We start from the raw sequence: 15900 nt of genomic DNA, 5'->3' as shown, positions 1-15900 counted from the left end.
CGCACCGCCGCCGAGAGGTTCGGTCAGCTGTGCACGATCGTGTAGACGTCCCGGCGGCGCAGCGCGTACTCGGTGGCGACGTCGGTGATGGCGTCCCGGCGGGACCGGCCGGCGGCCTCCCGCTCGGCGACCGCCGCGCGCAGGGTCTCGTCGTCGGGGCGTTCCGGGGCCTCCACCGGCGCCCCGGCCACCACCAGGGTGATCTCTCCGCGCGGGTTGCCGTCGGCGGCCCACCGGGCCAGCTCGCCGAGGGGGCGGCGAATGACCTCCTCGTAGGTCTTGGTGAGCTCACGGCAGAGCGCGGCCGGCCGCTCCGCGCCGAAGGTGTCGGCCAGGTCGGTGAGCGCCGCACCGATCCGGTGCGGGGCCTCGAAGAAGACCAGGGTGCGCTCCTCGGCGGCGAGCGCCCGCAACCGGGATCGGCGGGCGCCGGGGGTCCGGGGCAGGAAGCCCTCGAAGCAGAACCGGTCGCAGGGCAGCCCGGAGACCGCCAGCGCGGTGGTGACCGCACTCGGCCCGGGAGCGACGGTGACCGGTGCCCCGACGTCCAACGCGGCCCGGACCAGCCGGTAGCCGGGGTCGGAGACGCTTGGCATCCCCCCGTCGGTGACCAGTGCCACCACGTACCCGCCGAGGATGACCTCGACCAGTTCGGGGGTTCGCCGCTCCTCGTTGCCCTCGAAGTAGGAGACGATTCGACCACCGACAGTGATGTCGAGATCGCGGGCCAGCCGGGTGAGCCGGCGAGTGTCCTCTGCCGCGACCACGTCGGCGCTGATCAGCACCTCCCGGAACCGGGCCGAGGCGTCGGCGGGGTTGCCGAGCGGGGCACCGAGCAGGATCAGGCGCCCAGCTTCGGACATTTCACCCACGAATTCGTCTCCTTCATCGACTGCGAATACCGGTATCAGGGACGACGGACGCCACCAGACACCTTGGCAGCCTACGATCGCCGGGTGACGAGTGCGTCGACAGCGCAGAGCCCGAGCGCCGACCCGACCAGGATGGTCGAGGTGACGGGCGAGCCCAGCACCAACCAGGAGCCAACGGCGCCACACGCCGATGGCGGAGGTTTGTCCGCCGTGGTCCGGCGACGGTTCGCCACCGTCGACACCCAGATGGACCGCATCTCCTGGCTGGCCACGGCGGTGGTGGTGGCCATCGCGGCGATTCTGCGCTTCGTCGGGCTGTCCAGCCCGAAGGGCAAGATCTTCGACGAGACGTACTACGCCAAGGACGGCTACGGGCTGATCACCCGCGGCGTCGAGTGGAACTACAAGGACAACGGCCCGTCGTACGTGGTGCACCCGCCGCTGGGCAAGTGGCTGATCGGCCTCGGCGAGTGGGCCTTCGGCTATCAGGACGCGGATTCCAAGGTCTCGGTCCCCGGGCACCTGATCACCACCGCGCCGGAGTTCGGCTGGCGGTTCTCGGCGGCTGTGGTCGGCACCCTGTCGGTGTTGCTGCTGGTCCGCATCGGTCGACGGATGTTCCGCTCGACGGTGCTCGGCTGCGCGGCCGGCCTGCTGCTCGCCCTGGACGGCTTCCACCTGGTGCTGTCCCGCGCGGCGCTGCTCGACATCTTCCTGCTGTTCTTCGTGCTGGCCGCGTTCGGCGCGTTGGTGCTCGATCGGGACGCCCGCCGACGCCGCTGGGCGCGGGCGCTGGACGACGGGCTCGACCCGAGCCAGTCGGGCCGTGCGGGCCGGCCGGCGACCGGTTGGCGCACCTGGCCGTGGTGGCGGTTGGCAGCCGGGGTGCTGCTCGGCTGCGCCTGCGGGGTGAAGTGGAGCGCACTGTATTTCGTTCCGGCCTTCGCGCTGCTGGTGCTCCTCTGGGAGGTCGGTGTCCGCCGCTCGGCGGGGGTCCGCCGGCCCTGGCGGGACGCCCTGCTCGACGAGCTGCCCTGGCTGGTGCTCGCCGGCGTGCTCATGGTGGGCACCTATCTCGCCACCTGGTCGGGCTGGCTGCTCACCGACGACGGCTACTACCGGCTCGCGTCGGCCTACCCGAGCGCCCCGCTCAGCGACCGCCCGGTGATCGGTCCGCTGATCAACCTCTTCGAATACCACCGTGCGGCGTACGGTTTCCACGCCCAGCTCGACGATGCACACAAATACCAGTCGTGGCCGTGGCAGTGGTTGCTGCTGGGTCGCCCGGTGGCGTTCCACTGGTCCGGTGACGGCGCCTGCGGCGCGCCGAGCTGCGCCTCCGAGATCCTGCTGCTCGGCACCCCGCTGCTCTGGTGGTCGTTCCTGCCCGCCCTCGTGGCGCTGGTCTGGCTGGGCGTGGCCCGTCGGGACTGGCGGGCCGGCGCGATCCTGCTCAGCGTGGCGGCCGGGCTGCTGCCCTGGTTCTGGTTCGCCCTCGATGGCCGCACGATGTTCTCGTTCTACGCCGCCCCGGCGCTGCCGTTCCTGGTGCTGGCCGTGGTGTACGTGCTGGGCGCGCTGATCGCCCCCGCCGGGGGTGACGTGGGTGAGGTGGCGCCGCTGGTGCCCGGCGACCCGAGTTACGAACGCCGACTGGTGGGCAGCGTCGCGGCTGGGGCGTACGTCCTGCTGGTGGCGCTCTGCTTCGCGTACTTCTATCCGATCTTCGTCGGGCGGTTGATTCCGTACTCGGACTGGCTGTCCCGGATGTGGCTCGACGGTCGGTGGATATAAGCACCGACAGGCGACGCGCCGCATAGCGCGACGGAGAAGGGCCCGCACGCCGAAGCGTGCGGGCCCTTCTGACAGAGACGCGCGCCCCGATCGCCTGCCACGGGGGAAGCGGGCGATTGGGGCGCGCATGAAGAGCTTAACCACCGTGCACCACCGGCACAACGGGTCAACTTGGGTCAGATTTCCGACCGAAGCCGGCCGGGCCGACGCCTCCCCTTCAGCAGTTGACCGAGGGTGACCTGGCGTGGACCCAGAGCGCGGGACCATCCGGTCAGAGACGCTCGTCGCCCTCGCCGGAGGCGCCAGCGCTGGAACGCCCGATACCCAGACGATCATCCAAAGTGGATCTCACTACACTGCGGGCCGTGATCAACTTCAGACGATCGACGGCTGTCCTTCTCGGACTGCTGGCGACCACCGCGCTGGCCGGGCCCGCCCCGGCCCAGGCCGACGACGAGCCGGTGCCCGAGCCGCCCCGGGTCGAGCTGGTGCTCGACGTCAGCGGCTCGATGCGCGCCGCCGACATCGACGGACGCAGCCGGATCTCGGTCGCACAGCAGGCCTTCAACGAGGTGGTGGACGCACTGCCGGAGGACACCCAGCTCGGCATCCGGGTGCTCGGTGCGACCTACCGCGGCAAGGACAAGAAGGTCGGCTGCCAGGACACGCAGCAGATCGTGCCGGTCGGCCCGGTGGACCGGTCCGCGGCCAAGGCCGCGGTGGCGACGCTGCGGCCGACCGGGTTCACACCGGTCGGCCTCGCACTGCGCTCCGCCGCACAGGACCTCGGCGCCGGAGCCACGACACGGCGCATCGTGCTGATCACCGACGGCGAGGACACCTGCGCCCCGCCGGACCCGTGCGAGGTGGCCCGGGAGCTGGCCGCTCAGGGCACCAGCCTGGTCGTCGACACCCTCGGCCTGGCCCCCGACGAGAAGGTCCGCCGGCAGCTGCTCTGCATCGCCAGCGCGACCGGTGGCACCTACACCGCCGCGCAGAGCGCCGAGGAGCTGACCGACCGGATCAAACAGCTCGTCGAGCGGGCCGGCGACACGCACACCCGCGCCCCGACCGTGGTCGGCGGCGCGAACGCCTGCGACTCGGCGCCACTGCTCGCCCCCGGTGTGTACGCAGACCGGGAGGAGTTCTCCGAGCACCGCTACTACCGGGTGCCGGTACGCCCCGGGCAGGAGCTGCGGGCGTCGGTGAGCATGGCGCTGGACCGAGGAGTGAACCGGGACTACGGGGTGCTGCTGCGGGCCACCGCGGCGGACGGCCGGGAACTGGTCCGAGGCGCGGACGCCGGCAGCGGGCGGGCTGATGTGCTCTCCGCCGGGCTGCGCTGGTCAGCCGCCGCCGACGACGAGGATGCCGACAAGACCGAGGAGACCTCCGCCCCGGTCGTCGAACCCACCACCGTCTGCCTGGTCGTGAGCAACTCGTTCGCCCCGCGCCCCGGCACCGCGGCGACCCCGGGCATGCCGGTGGAGTTGACCATCGACGTGGTCGCTGCCGCGCCCGCACCGAACGGACCGGACCTCGGCCGGGGCTGGGTGCTGCTCGCCCTGCTCACCCTTGCCGGGCTGATCACCGGCCTGCTCGCCGGCCTGCTCACCCGCTGGTGGGTCGCCACCTGGAGGGAGAACTGATGCGTACCGCACTGTTCCGGTCGCTGGCGGCACTGCTTGCCGCCGGCGGGGCCGCGCTGGTCCCCGCCTCGGCCGTCGCCGCCCCGACCCCCTCACCGGGTGCCACACCGGTGAACCGGGCCGGCACGTCGTTCCTCACCGCCACTCCGATCTCCGCCGGGCAGCCGGTGCGGGTGGACGCCTCGATCGGCGATCACCTCTACTGGTCGTTCCCGGCGAAGGCCGGGCAGGTGCAGGAGATCACTGCCACCGTCACCTTCCCGAAGGGGCGCAGCGGCGCCTCCACCTGGACGGTCGACGTCTTCGACGGGTTGCGCCGACGTCAGGCGTGCACCGCCGGGGCGCAGACCCCGACCGTGGACGCGAAGGCGTCGAGCGTGGTGCTGGGCTGCACGCTGCGGGAGGTGCGGCCGTGGGCCGAGCCCTGGTCGGCCGATCCACTGCCCGGGACGTACGTGATCCGGCTTTCCGTGATCGACCTGCCGGAGCCGGATCTTGGTGCGCCGATCGACGTGGACCTGCTGGTCGGCACCATCGCCGACCGGGGCGCCTCGGCTGACGACGGCGAGTTGGCCGCACCGCTGGTGCCGAACACCAAGGCGGGCACGGTGCTCAACGCCGTACCCGTGGCGGACCCGGAGGCCGACGACGAGGGCGACTCGCTCACGGACTGGTTGCCGGATCTCGGCTCGCGCTGGGTCTGGACCGCCATCGGCGGCGTGCTCGCCGCGGTGGCCGGCGTGGTCGGCTTCGCTGTGACCCGGCGGCCCCGGCGTCGCTGAACGCCCCCTCTGGTGGCCCCGCCCGGCGGCGGGGCCACCAGAGGCTCAGCTGCGCCGGGAGCCGCGCGGCAACCAGCCGATGAACCTCTCCTGGAGCGACATCACCGGGGCGGCGCGCAGATCCTCCGTGGCGGCCGCGAGGCAGGAGCCCAGATAGACGCTGAGCATCGCCCGGTCGCCCCCGTACTCCGTCAGCAGCCGGCTGCGCTTCGTCGCGCACGGCCACTCGTCACCGCAGGAGCCGCAGCTCCAGCAGGGGGTCTTCGGGGCGTGATCATCAGCCCGCACCCCCGGCCGTTCCACACCATCGGTCATCGCACGTCCTTCCAGATGTCCACGGGACTGGCGGGCTGCCGTGCCGGCCAGGTTTGATGGTGGTCCCCCCGGAGCCATCAGGGAGGGCATGACGCGTCCCTCCGGTGTTACATCTTTGCGGTACCTTCTCCGGTCGTGGGAGTCGGAAAGTTGACGCTTGACCGGATACTCCATTTCTACAGACGGGTAGGCCGAGGCGATGCGTGACCTGCTGCCGTCGACAGTCGCCGTGGCCGTGGCCGGGTCGGATGACTGGACGGGCGAGCTGCTCCCCGCTGAGCAGGCATGCCTCAGCGAGCGGGCCGTGCAGACCCGTCGGCGGGACTTCACTGCTGGGAGGGCCTGCGCCCGCCGGGCATTGACCGATCTCGGCCTGCCACCGACCGCCGTGCCGTCCGCCGCCGACCGGGCGCCAGTCTGGCCGGCCGGGGTGGTCGGCACCATCACCCACACCACCGGCTACTGCGCCGCCGCGGCGGCGCACACCTCCGACATCAGGTCCGTCGGGATGGATGCCGAGCAGCACCGCGAGGTCACTCCTGGAGTACGCAGACTCGTGCTGCTGCCCGAGGAGGAGGCCGACTGCGCGCGGCTGCCCAGCGGCACGTCCTGGCCACTCGTCTTGTTCAGCGCCAAGGAGACCGTCTACAAGGTCTGGTACCCGGTCGTCGGAAGCTGGCTGGACTTCCACGACGCCCAGCTCGACCTCGATCCGGACGCAGGCACGTTCACGGCCCGGATCGCGCCAGCACGGGTGGACGCCGCCGCCGCCGACGACCCACCGGCATTGATCACCGGCCGCTTCGTGGTCGCCGACGGGCTGGTCCGCACCGCCGCCGTACTTCCACTGCGCTGACCACCCATGGTCACTCAGAGCGACGTACGCGCGACCTATCCACATAGGCGTTCAGTGATCAGTTGAACACCGTCCAGGCTGGCCGGTCCAACACATCCTCGCGGACAGTGGGATGCGTTCCGGCGCGGCGATCGGGCGTTCCGCCACGCACGGTAGCGTCGGCGAGTTCCCGAACCGCACGTACGAGGCGTCAAGGAGTACGGTGACCCACCCTCAGCCCCCCGTCGGGCCGCAAGATTCCCAGCAGCCGAACGTGGACCCGCCGACCGATCGGTATCCGGCGACACCGCAGCCGCCGTTCTCGGGCGCCGCGTACGCGGGCGCTGGTGGCGGGTCCGCAGGCGCTGGTGGCGGTTACGCGGGCGCTGGCGGCGGATACCGGGTGCCTGGTGGGCCGGGCTATCCGCTCATCGCACCGCCACCGGTGCAGTCGCAGAGCGCCAAGAAGACCGTGGTGTTCGTCGCGGTGACCGCTGCCGTGCTCACCCTGCTCTGCTGCGCGGGCGGCATCGTGGCGGTCGTCATCGGCGCCAACCGGACCGCGCCCAACGTGTCCGAGGCGCTACCCACCCCCGACGTGACCCGTAGCGCCGGGCAGCCACCGACCACCGCTCCCTCGTCGACACCACCGCCGGTCGACGACGACACCCGCAACATGTCGCCCGGAGACACCCTGGTCATCGACGGCGACGACGGCACCGTCGAGATCACCGTGACGAAGTTCCGCAGCGCCACCAAACCCTGCACCTCCCGGGGCCTCAAGCCCGACGAGGGCATGTACGTGATCGCCGACGTGACCGTCGCCGTCACCAAGGGCACCGCTGCGGCGAACCCACGCTTCTTCCACTGGGTCGCCGCCGACGGCACCAAGACCAACGCGATCGGTGGGTCCCTGTCCGGCTGCGGCAAACCGATACCCGCCAGCAATGACCTGGCCGCCGGCACCAAACGCACCGGCAGTGTGGTGTTCGACGTGCACGACACGTCGGGCGCGCTGGAGTACCAGCACCAGCTCAGGACCGCCGGCTCCTGGAAGCCGTGATGCGCAGGGGCGGGGCTGGCCCGACCGGGCCGGCCCCACCCCGGACCACACGGCAGGGGGTCAGCCGAAGGCCCGGTCGCACACGCTCCAGCCTGGCTCGGTTTCGAGGCGGAGGTCCATTGAGGTCGTCGCACCAGATCGGTCGGTCAGCCGTACAGTCACCCACGCGCTGTTGCCGGCCTCGTCGCCGAATCCGCCTTTGCCGACGTCATGGGAGACAGGCCGACCCAGGCGCTCCACGACCTCGGTGAACTGCCCGATCGCGATCCGGTCCCGCACCTCCGGACACATCAAGCTGTAGGCGGTGCCGTCCTCGTTCCGTTCCAGGTGCTGCATGAAGCGATCGGCCACCGCTCGCGGCTCATCAATGTCCGGGCCTCCGTACAACCAGACGAGGAAGCCGAGAACCGGTAGGCACGCTACGGCCAGCACCGCCCCCACGGATACGGCGATGACGGTCCACGGCCTCCAACCCCGCTGACCGACAGACCTGTTTGGCGTACCCATCGATGACGTCATATCCGCGACGGTAATTACGGCGGGTCAGGGTCCGAACACGAGCGGGGCACAGATCGATCTCAGGCACCTGGTGACACCCTCGCCTGGTGTCTCGACCTGACCCGTCCTACTGAGGACTGACGCCGCCGAGGCGGTGGGCTCGATCCTGTCCGAACGGCTCATGCCCCGCGGGGCTACCGTGCCCACGCCTCCCTGGTGGTGACGACCGGCCCGCCGGTGCGTACCGATTCCTCGATGGCGAGGCTGAACAGATGGTCCTGGCAGGCTTCGGCCAGGGGGTACGGCGCCGCGCCCTCCTCCCGCGCCCACGCACCGGCGCGAGCCATGATGTCGGCCACCGCGATGTCGTCGTCGGACATTCCGCTGCCGACGAAGGGATTGCGGTAGACGACGTCGCCATCGAAGCTGATGTGCTTCAGGTCGAGCCCTTCCAGGTTCAGGTCGAGACCGGTCTGCCGCCGCACCAGGGACGACTCCACCGGCGTGGTCGGGTCGACCAGGCGGACGACCCGGTCGTCCACCAACTCGCCGAGCGACCCCCGCACCACCAACCGGCGGGTACGCAGCGGATTCCACCACTGGTTGTCGGTGAAGTCGTACAGCCCCATCCGCCCGTCGAAGTCGATGGTCGCGAGGATGGTGGAGAGGTTCTGCGGGGTGGCGTCGCCACTCCAACCGGCCGGAGACAGCGGATCGGCCAGCGGCGCGACGAAGGCGCGCGCGCTGACCTCGGCGGCGTCGTACCCGACGCCGAGCAGGCCACGGATCAGCGAGACCGCGTGGTAGAGGTGGGTCGACGAAATCTGGACCGAGGTCGGCTCGCCGAGCACCCCGGCGCGGACCAGCGACAGACGGGCCGCGTGCCCCGGCATCAGCAGGTACTGCTCGGCGACCTGCACCAGGCCACTGCCCCCGACGTCCGCCCAGAGCGACCGCAACCCCGCCAGGTCAGGTGCGGGCGGTGTCTCGGCGAGCACCGGTACGCCGGCCGCGACCAGCTCGCGGGTCGCATCGGGTGTCACGGGCCACGGCACCGACACGATGACGAAGTCCGGTCGCTCGTGGGCCAGCAACTCCGCCGTCGTGCGGAAGGTCCGCACGCCCCACTCGGCCGCCACCACGGCACCACGCGATTCGGTACGCGTCACCACCCCGGTCACCCGAAACCGCTCCGGCAGCAGCCGAGCCAGGCGGAGGAAGAACTCACCTCGCCAGCCACTGCCGACGATGCCGAACCGGGTCTGGGCCGCCGATGTCATCTGGGCTCCTCACGTCGAGATCCGGATGCTAGTCGCCCTGCGGGGCGTCGCCCCGTCGCTGGGGTTGCCCCATCGCTGGGGTTGCCCCGTCGCTGGGGTTGCCCCGTCGCTGGGGTTGCCCCGTCGCTGGGGTTGCCCCGATCACGCGACCGGATCGGTGGACGGGTCTCCGATGGAGACCGTCGGGCGCGGGCCGCGATAGGGCAGCGTTGCGCTGTAGACGACGTTGGTCGTGGTGCTGCCCAACGCGGCGAGTTCGTTGACGACCTGTTCGAGGTGTGCCATGGACGTCGCGGCAACCTTCAACACGTAACAGTCGTCGCCTGTGGTGCGAAGGCACTCCAGTAGTTCCGACCGTCGCTCCAGCAGCTGGCGCAGCGGTTCGTGTCGACTGCCGGGATACTTCAGCCGCACCACCGCGAGCACGGCGAAGCCCGCCTTGGTCAGGTCGACCTCGGCGCGGTAGCCCGTGATGACACCGGTCGCCTCCAGGCGTCGCACCCGTTCGCTGGTGGCCGACGCGCTCAGTCTGACCCGCCGGCTGAGTTCGGTGATCGGCAGGCGGCCGTTGCCCTGCAACTCGGTCAGAATGGACCAATCGACGGCGTCAAGATTCTCTGCCACATGGCGAATCTACCGATGGATCCACGGCCAACACCACCAAGGCCCGTGAACATGCTGTTCACAGCCTGATCCACACTGACTAATCTCGAACCTGTGCAGATTGGCGTGAACGTACCGAACTTTGCCCCGGGCACCGATCCTGACCTGCTGCGACAGTGGGCACAGACGGTCGAGGGCCTCGGCTTCGACCTGCTGATGGTCTCGGACCACATCGCGGTGACCCCGGACGTGGCCGAGCAGTATCCCGCGCCGTTCTACGAGCCGTTCACCACGCTGTCCTGGCTGGCCGGCCTCACCCGCCGGGTCCGGCTGGGCACCACCGTGCTCATCGTCCCGTACCGGCACCCGTTGCTCACCGCCCGGATGGCGGCGAATCTCAACCGGCTCAGCGGCGGCCGCCTCGTCCTCGGCGTCGGCGTCGGCTGGGCACGGCAGGAGTTCGAGGCGCTCGGCGTGCCATACCAGCGACGCGGCGCGCTCACCGACCAGTACCTGCACGCCATGCGTGACGCCTGGCGCAACACCGACGACTACGACACAGAGGCGATCCCGCTCTGGGTCGGCGGCAACAGCGACGCCGGCATGCGTCGCGCGGTAAGACTCGGAGATGCGTGGCACCCGCTACGGATGACACCCGGATGGCTGGCCGAGGCCGTCGGACGACTCAAGGCCATCGCCGACGAACTGGGTCGCCCCACTCCCGCGTTGATGCCGCGCATCGCGCTCCGGGAGACCCCTGAACCGGTGACCGCCCCGGACCGGCTCGCCGGCGTCGGCACCATCGAGCAGATCATCGCCGACCTCGACCAGATCCGTCTGCTCGGCGCCGAGACAGTGGTGCTCGACCCGTTCAACGGCGACCTGACCGAGATCCGCCAGCCCGAACGCGCCTGGCAGACACTCGCGGCCGTGGCCGCGTATCACCGAACCCAGGAGGACCGATGACGCCCGACGACGAGAAGTTTCTCCGCCGTGCCGTGGCCATTGCCAGCGAGGCCGGGGCGTCCGGCGAACGGCCGTTCGGCTCGTTGCTCGTCGCTGCGGACGGCACCGTTCTGATCGAGGACCACAACACCGTGGTCTCCGACTCGGACATCACCGCCCACCCGGAACTGAAGCTGGCCCGCTGGGCCGCCCGCGAACTTGCTTCGGACGTGGCCGCCGGCACCACCATGTACACCAGTTGCCAACCCTGCCCGATGTGCGCGACCGCGATCGACCGCTCCGGCCTCGGCCGGGTGGTGTACGCCCTGTCCAGCGAACAGTTCGAGGACATCAAGCCGGCCACCCCACCGCTGCCCCCGGTGCGGTACGAAGGCCCAGCGCTGTTCGACGAGGCACGCCAACCAATCGACAACCACTACTAACCCCCACCCCGTCACCCCCACCCCCACCCCCACCCCACCCCGCCCCGCCCCGCCCCACCCCACCCCACCCCGTCGATCATGGAGTTGTGGTGGGCGACAAAGTAACCGCTATAACGCCAAAACGGGCACCACGCCTCCATGATCGACGCGGGCCGGCCTGGCCCCTTTCGCGATCTTGCACTTGCTGCCTCGACGTAGGGGACATTCCACGCATCTCGGCGACCGAAACTGCAAGATCGAGGCGGTGCAGCGTTCTTGGAGCGGTGAACCTTGTGTCGAGGCCCCGCGTTTGATTGACGCTGCCACTAGCCGTTGCCGAGGATGTCGGCTCTGCGGCCTATCGCGGGGGCCACCTCAACAGCGACGCTCTGCGCGACGCGAGCGCCAAAAGAAAACGGGGCCCGAAGGCCCCGAATTTCGTCGGCGGGTTTCCCCAGGTCGTACGTGTTGTTGCTGGTGGAGCTGAGGGGATTTGAACCCCTGACCCCCTCGATGCGAACGAGGTGCGCTACCAGTCTGCGCCACAGCCCCCCACCGGCGAACCGGCTTCGGTCCCACCCGGCTTACACCGGGCGGGCCGGCAGCAAGGCTAACAGGTCGCCGGCCCCCACCGCGAATCCGCCCCCAGCGCGGCGCCCCTCCCCACCCAAAGATCCACTCGGCGTCCCGGAAATCGGGGCATCCGGGACGCCGCGACACCCCGCCTTCCAGGAATCCGAGTCGATCAAGCCGACAACGCATCCGGGCGACCGAGCCACGTCGACCGAGCCACGTCGACCGAGCACATCGGCCGAGCAGGGCAGGGCGTCAGGCGCCTCGGCCGGCCTCGTAGGGGCGCCCACGTAGTCCGCCGGATCGCCGGTACGAGACCGACCCACCGTTGACCGCCGCCGGCAGGTCTCCCGATCGATCCAGGCCCATGGCGGCTCGGCGTACCCCCTCGCGTTGGGCGGCCAGGCGGCGCTGCGCCTCCCGGCGGGCCGCAGCCCGGCGAGCCTGCTCCCGGCGCACCTCGGCCTGTCGGGCCGCCAGCCAGGCCGCCTCCCGGGCCCGGGCGCGGCGGCGACGGCGTCCAGCGAGTGCCTGGCCACGCAGGTGGACGACGTACATGGCCAGGAGCAGGAAGGTGGCCGAGAAGCCGATCCAGAAGCCGGGGCTCACGAACAGCACGCCGATCAGCTCGACGACGTTGAGCAACAGCAGAGCGGCGAGCACCCGACGACGCCGGTATACGGCAGGGGTGTGCTGTCGGCGGGGCGGCGGGCGGCGGCGGGACCGTTTCGGCGCGGGTGGCACGGCGCGCAGCCGACCGGAGCGACGGGCGGCCGGGGGTGCGGAGACCGGCGCGGCCAACGCTCCCGTAGTTGCGTCTTCACTGAGTGTGATGGTCAGTGCGCGCGGAGGGTGGACGGGTTGCCGTCCCGGCACAGTGCGGCGCCGTCGGCGGCGCTGGAGCACCCGCGCCGTCGACTGCGCCCGCTCCGCCACCAGCCGCTCGGTGGCGTCGTACCGGCGAACCAGCGCCGGGGCCAGGGCGAGCAGGCCGGCGGCGGCGAGGACGGCGAGGAGCACCGAGGTCGGCACCCTCACCCCTCCCGTCACCGAATTCGAAGCAACCGCCACCCGACCGCAGGATCTTCCACCGATGGCACCTGAATGCGTGGATCGTCCGGCCAGGGGGCGCTTGCCGCAGCTTGCAGTTACTTGAGGTTACGGCGCGCCGACCGGGATGCCACCGCGCCGCGCCGATCCCGTCCGTGGGACGGCTCAACGGGCGTTGGCGCGTATCCGGTGCCAGCGGGCCAGCAGTCCACCCTCGGCGGCGATCTCTTCGCTCGTCATCGCGTATCCGATGTGGTCTCGCCACGCACCGTCGATGTGCATGTAGCGCACGTGGTACGACTCCTCGCGGAAGCCCAACTTCTCGACCACCCGCCGGGACGGCTGGTTCTCCGGACGGATGTTGATCTCCACCCGGTGCAGCCCGCCCGGGCCGAACGCGTGGTCCACGGCAAGTGCGAGCGCCGTTGGGATCACACCCTGGCCGGCGACCCGGGCGTCCACCCAGTAGCCGACGTAGCCGGAGCAGAGCGCGCGCCGCACGATGCTGCCCACATTGATGTGCCCGACCAGCCGATCCCGGTCGGCCTCGCGCAGGCAGACCGCGAACGGCATGCCCTCACCCTCACGGGCTGAACGCCGCTGGTCACGGTGCACCCAGCGGAACGCGGCCGGCGAGTTCAGTTCGTCCCAACCGCCGGGCATTGACGACTCCCAGGGCGCCAACCAGGCCCGGTTGGCCCGGCGCACCTCCGACCACGCCGCAGCGTCGGAGCGTCGGTATGGCCGCAGCAGCACCGGGCCGTCCGCCAACTCCACCGGCCAGCCCGGTGCCCGTGCGGGTCCGAAGAGACTCACCCGCACAGTCTCCCGCGCGGGACCGTGTCGCGCGCAAGTGGACCCACCGCACCAACCACACCCACCGGTACGACCAGGACGACCCGGCGACCACCTGACGCAGACCGCCGACGGGCCGACCGGGACAGCGTCACCGACGGCGGTCCAGCAGTAGGACGTCCACCGTGGAGCCGGCGGCAGCGGTGGTGACCCGCTCGCCGAGCACCAGCAGCCCGTTGGCCTCGGCCAGCCCGGAGAGGGTGAACGGCCCCCCACTCAGCGGCTGGACGGTGTAACCACCGCCGCGCCGCTCGGCGACGTGCGCGGGCCGAAACTCGCGCAGCCCGCCCGGGGACGACACGGTCTCCAGCAGGTGCGCCCGCACGCTGGGCCGGAACACCGGCTCGGCGCCGGCGAGCAGTTGGATGGCCGGGCGGGCCAGCACCTCGAAGCCGATCAGCGCGGCACCGGGATCGCCGGGCAGGCAGACCACCGGCACCTCCTCGGCGCCGACCGTGCCGAAGCCGAGCGCGGTGCCGGGATAGAGCGCCACGTCGGTGAAGGTGACCGGCCCGGCCCGGCTGCCCTCCCGCCGGGACAGGATCCGACGCACCATGTCTCCGGGGCCGGTGCCGGTCCCCCCGGTGGTGATGATCAGGTCGGCGCGCAGGGTCTGGTCCTCCAGCAGCCCGCGCAGCCCCTCCGGGTCGTCGTCGCAGATGCCCACCCGGTACGCCTGCGCGCCCACCTCTGCCGCAGCGGCGGTCAGCGCGTGCGAGTTCGCGTCCACCACCTGCCCGGGCTGGCTGCCCCGACCCACGTCGACCAGTTCGTCGCCGGTGGCCACGATGACCACCCGTGGGCTGGGCCGGACCACCACGTGCCCGATGCCGGTGGCGGCGAAGACCGCGACCAGGGCCGGGGAGACGTACGTGCCCGCCCGTGCGAGCAGAGTGCCGGCGGGCAGTTCCTCACCGGCTCGGCGTACCCCGTACCCCCGCTTGGGGGTGCGGAAGATCTCCACGGCGGCCATGCCCTGGTCGGTCCACTCCACCGGGACCACCACGTCCGCGCCGATCGGCAGCGGCGCCCCGGCGGCCACCGAGAAGCACGAGCCCGGGGTGAGCCGGACCGGCCGCCAGCTCGCCGCGCCGAGATCGCCGACCACGTTCAGCCGGATGGTCCGGCCCCCGGGCGTGCCGGAGGGGGCCGGGACATAGCTCGGGCCCCGGCCCCCTCCCGAAATGTCCTCCCAGCGGGCGGCGTAGCCGTCCACGGCCGCCTGGTCGAAGGCCGGGAAGGCGTGCGGCGCGACGACGTCCTCGGCGAGGACATTGCCGTGCGCCTGCGTGAGGTCGAGGTCGAGTGGCGGCAGCGCACGCAACCTGCGCAGCACACTGCCCAGGTAGTCGGCGAGCGGCGTCAACTCGTTCGCGGCCGCCTCGGCGTCGGCCGTCGCGGTCATGTACCAGATCCGCCTGCCGCGTCGGCCTTGACGAACTCGGCCAACCAGGACCGGAACTCGGTGCCCAGGTCGTCGCGCTCGGCGGCGATCTGCACCACCGTCTGCAGGTAGCCCAGAGGCATGCCGGTGTCGTAGCGGGTGCCCCGGTAGACGATCGCGTGCACCGGGGTGCCCTCGGTGCGCAGCAATTCCATCGCGTCGGTCAGCTGGATCTCACCGCCGCTGCCCGGCTTCGTCCGCCGGATCGCGTCGAAGATCGTGCCGGGCAGCACGTAGCGGCCGAGCACCGCGAGGTTGCTCGGGGCGTCCTCCGGCTGCGGCTTCTCCACCATCCCGGTGACCCTGACGACCTCACCGATGTCGGTCAGCTCCGACTCGGCGGGCTCGACGGAGGCGATGCCGTACCGCTTGGTCTCGGCCGGGTCGACCTCGAAGAAGGCGAGCACGACGCCGCCGGTGCGGGCCTGCAGCTCCAGCATCGCCGGCAGCAGCGGCTCCGCCGGCTTGACGAACTCGTCGCCGAGCAGCACCGCGAAGGGCTGGTCGCCGATGTGCGACTCGGCGTACCCGACGGCGTGACCGAGCCCGAGCTGCTCGGGCTGCCGCACGGTGTAGATCTCGGCCAGCTCGCTGGGCCGACGCACGGCGGCCAGCCGCTCGGCGTCGCCCTTCTCCTCCAGCCTGGCCTCCAGGTCGGGCCGGCGGTCAAAGTGGTCCACCATCGACGTCTTACCCCGGCCGGTGATCAGCAACACGTCACCGATGCCGGCCTGGGCGGCCTCCTCGACGATGTACTGCAGAACCGGCCGGTCCACCACCGGCAGCAGCTCCTTGGGCACCGCCTTGGTGGCCGGCAGGAACCGGGTGGCAAGTCCGGCGGCCGGGATGACGGCCTTGACCGCCAGGGGACGGCCAGTTGCGGCGACCGTCGATGAGGGGTTCGCTGAGTGCTCCGACAT

16 protein-coding genes and 1 tRNA gene are annotated in these 15900 nt (G+C 71.2%); 7 read left to right on the top strand and 10 right to left on the bottom strand.

The window, feature by feature from the left end; all coding sequences use genetic code 11:
- Nucleotides 1-23 precede the first annotated feature (23 nt).
- Complete coding sequence (gene rsmI / locus PCA76_RS03780) at nt 24-863, bottom strand: 16S rRNA (cytidine(1402)-2'-O)-methyltransferase (protein WP_442930236.1); 840 nt, start codon at nt 861-863, stop codon at nt 24-26.
- A gap of 255 nt (nt 864-1118) precedes the next feature.
- On the opposite strand from rsmI, the gene PCA76_RS03775 reads away from it, so the two are divergent.
- From PCA76_RS03775 to PCA76_RS03765, 3 genes are all read left to right on the top strand, one after another.
- Nucleotides 1119-2666 (top strand): dolichyl-phosphate-mannose--protein mannosyltransferase, encoded by a 1548-nt coding sequence (locus PCA76_RS03775; RefSeq protein WP_442930235.1) that lies wholly within the window; start codon nt 1119-1121, stop codon nt 2664-2666.
- Between the two features lie 365 nt (nt 2667-3031).
- On the top strand, nt 3032-4315 hold the full coding sequence (locus PCA76_RS03770) for a VWA domain-containing protein (protein WP_272615319.1): 1284 nt from the start codon (nt 3032-3034) through the stop codon (nt 4313-4315).
- Nucleotides 4315-5097 carry a peptidase gene (locus PCA76_RS03765; protein ID WP_272615317.1) on the top strand — a complete coding sequence of 261 codons (783 nt, stop codon included), beginning with the start codon at nt 4315-4317 and terminating at the stop codon, nt 5095-5097. The genes PCA76_RS03770 and PCA76_RS03765 overlap by 1 nt, the downstream gene beginning before the upstream one ends.
- Nucleotides 5098-5142: 45 nt before the next feature.
- On the opposite strand, the gene PCA76_RS03760 is transcribed toward PCA76_RS03765, so the two are convergent.
- Complete coding sequence (locus PCA76_RS03760; RefSeq protein WP_272615315.1) at nt 5143-5412, bottom strand: hypothetical protein; 270 nt, start codon at nt 5410-5412, stop codon at nt 5143-5145.
- A 199-nt stretch (nt 5413-5611) separates the two neighbouring features.
- On the opposite strand from PCA76_RS03760, the gene PCA76_RS03755 reads away from it, so the two are divergent.
- Both PCA76_RS03755 and PCA76_RS03750 read left to right on the top strand, forming a co-directional pair.
- The gene (locus tag PCA76_RS03755; RefSeq protein ID WP_272615313.1) at nt 5612-6268 is read left to right on the top strand and encodes a 4'-phosphopantetheinyl transferase family protein; all 657 of its coding nucleotides are present in this window, start codon (nt 5612-5614) and stop codon (nt 6266-6268) included.
- A 253-nt stretch (nt 6269-6521) separates the two neighbouring features.
- Nucleotides 6522-7310: a DUF4352 domain-containing protein gene (locus PCA76_RS03750; protein WP_272615312.1), complete on the top strand. Its 789-nt coding sequence runs from the start codon at nt 6522-6524 to the stop codon at nt 7308-7310.
- Between the two features lie 60 nt (nt 7311-7370).
- On the opposite strand, the gene PCA76_RS03745 is transcribed toward PCA76_RS03750, so the two are convergent.
- The 3 genes from PCA76_RS03745 to PCA76_RS03735 all read right to left on the bottom strand — a co-directional run bounded on the left by PCA76_RS03745 (nt 7371) and on the right by PCA76_RS03735 (nt 9712).
- Nucleotides 7371-7751 (bottom strand): hypothetical protein, encoded by a 381-nt coding sequence (locus tag PCA76_RS03745; protein ID WP_272615311.1) that lies wholly within the window; start codon nt 7749-7751, stop codon nt 7371-7373.
- A gap of 251 nt (nt 7752-8002) precedes the next feature.
- Nucleotides 8003-9088 carry a Gfo/Idh/MocA family protein gene (locus PCA76_RS03740; RefSeq protein WP_272615310.1) on the bottom strand — a complete coding sequence of 362 codons (1086 nt, stop codon included), beginning with the start codon at nt 9086-9088 and terminating at the stop codon, nt 8003-8005.
- A gap of 141 nt (nt 9089-9229) precedes the next feature.
- Nucleotides 9230-9712 carry an Lrp/AsnC family transcriptional regulator gene (locus tag PCA76_RS03735; RefSeq protein WP_272615308.1) on the bottom strand — a complete coding sequence of 161 codons (483 nt, stop codon included), beginning with the start codon at nt 9710-9712 and terminating at the stop codon, nt 9230-9232.
- Nucleotides 9713-9817: 105 nt separating this feature from the next.
- On the opposite strand from PCA76_RS03735, the gene PCA76_RS03730 reads away from it, so the two are divergent.
- Entirely contained in the window at nt 9818-10657 is an 840-nt protein-coding gene (locus tag PCA76_RS03730) for a TIGR03619 family F420-dependent LLM class oxidoreductase (RefSeq protein ID WP_272615306.1), read from the top strand.
- Nucleotides 10654-11079, top strand: a complete 426-nt coding sequence (locus tag PCA76_RS03725) for a nucleoside deaminase (protein ID WP_272615304.1) — start codon at nt 10654-10656, stop codon at nt 11077-11079. The genes PCA76_RS03730 and PCA76_RS03725 overlap by 4 nt, the downstream gene beginning before the upstream one ends.
- A 454-nt stretch (nt 11080-11533) precedes the next feature.
- On the opposite strand, the gene PCA76_RS03720 is transcribed toward PCA76_RS03725, so the two are convergent.
- The 5 genes from PCA76_RS03720 to PCA76_RS03700 all read right to left on the bottom strand — a co-directional run bounded on the left by PCA76_RS03720 (nt 11534) and on the right by PCA76_RS03700 (nt 15900).
- Nucleotides 11534-11610: transfer RNA gene (locus tag PCA76_RS03720), tRNA-Ala, on the bottom strand.
- A gap of 276 nt (nt 11611-11886) precedes the next feature.
- Nucleotides 11887-12669 carry a divisome protein SepX/GlpR gene (gene sepX / locus PCA76_RS03715; protein ID WP_272615303.1) on the bottom strand — a complete coding sequence of 261 codons (783 nt, stop codon included), beginning with the start codon at nt 12667-12669 and terminating at the stop codon, nt 11887-11889.
- Nucleotides 12670-12846: 177 nt separating this feature from the next.
- Nucleotides 12847-13497 carry a GNAT family N-acetyltransferase gene (locus PCA76_RS03710; protein WP_272615301.1) on the bottom strand — a complete coding sequence of 217 codons (651 nt, stop codon included), beginning with the start codon at nt 13495-13497 and terminating at the stop codon, nt 12847-12849.
- A gap of 130 nt (nt 13498-13627) precedes the next feature.
- Entirely contained in the window at nt 13628-14941 is a 1314-nt protein-coding gene (locus PCA76_RS03705) for a molybdopterin molybdotransferase MoeA (RefSeq protein WP_272615299.1), read from the bottom strand.
- A complete protein-coding gene (locus PCA76_RS03700) occupies nt 14938-15900 on the bottom strand; it encodes a UTP--glucose-1-phosphate uridylyltransferase (RefSeq protein WP_272615298.1) in 963 nt (320 codons plus the stop codon). The genes PCA76_RS03705 and PCA76_RS03700 overlap by 4 nt, the downstream gene beginning before the upstream one ends.

It is taken from the genome of Micromonospora sp. LH3U1 (assembly GCF_028475105.1).
In the GTDB taxonomy this organism is placed as follows: domain Bacteria; phylum Actinomycetota; class Actinomycetes; order Mycobacteriales; family Micromonosporaceae; genus Micromonospora.
Note: the sequence above shows the minus strand (reverse complement) of the source record. Positions and strands in the feature narration are given on the sequence as shown.

Bases quoted from the DNA above. Each gene is read 5' to 3' on its own strand.
- rsmI (WP_442930236.1), bottom strand. From the start codon at position 863: ATGTCCGAAGCTGGGCGCCTGATCCTGCTCGGTGCCCCGCTCGGCAAC.
- PCA76_RS03775 (WP_442930235.1), top strand. From the start codon at position 1,119: ATGGACCGCATCTCCTGGCTGGCCACGGCGGTGGTGGTGGCCATCGCG.
- PCA76_RS03765 (WP_272615317.1), top strand. From the start codon at position 4,315: ATGCGTACCGCACTGTTCCGGTCGCTGGCGGCACTGCTTGCCGCCGGC.
- PCA76_RS03760 (WP_272615315.1), bottom strand. From the start codon at position 5,412: ATGACCGATGGTGTGGAACGGCCGGGGGTGCGGGCTGATGATCACGCC.
- PCA76_RS03755 (WP_272615313.1), top strand. From the start codon at position 5,612: ATGCGTGACCTGCTGCCGTCGACAGTCGCCGTGGCCGTGGCCGGGTCG.
- PCA76_RS03740 (WP_272615310.1), bottom strand. From the start codon at position 9,088: ATGACATCGGCGGCCCAGACCCGGTTCGGCATCGTCGGCAGTGGCTGG.
- PCA76_RS03725 (WP_272615304.1), top strand. From the start codon at position 10,654: ATGACGCCCGACGACGAGAAGTTTCTCCGCCGTGCCGTGGCCATTGCC.
- PCA76_RS03705 (WP_272615299.1), bottom strand. From the start codon at position 14,941: ATGACCGCGACGGCCGACGCCGAGGCGGCCGCGAACGAGTTGACGCCG.
- PCA76_RS03700 (WP_272615298.1), bottom strand. From the start codon at position 15,900: ATGTCGGAGCACTCAGCGAACCCCTCATCGACGGTCGCCGCAACTGGC.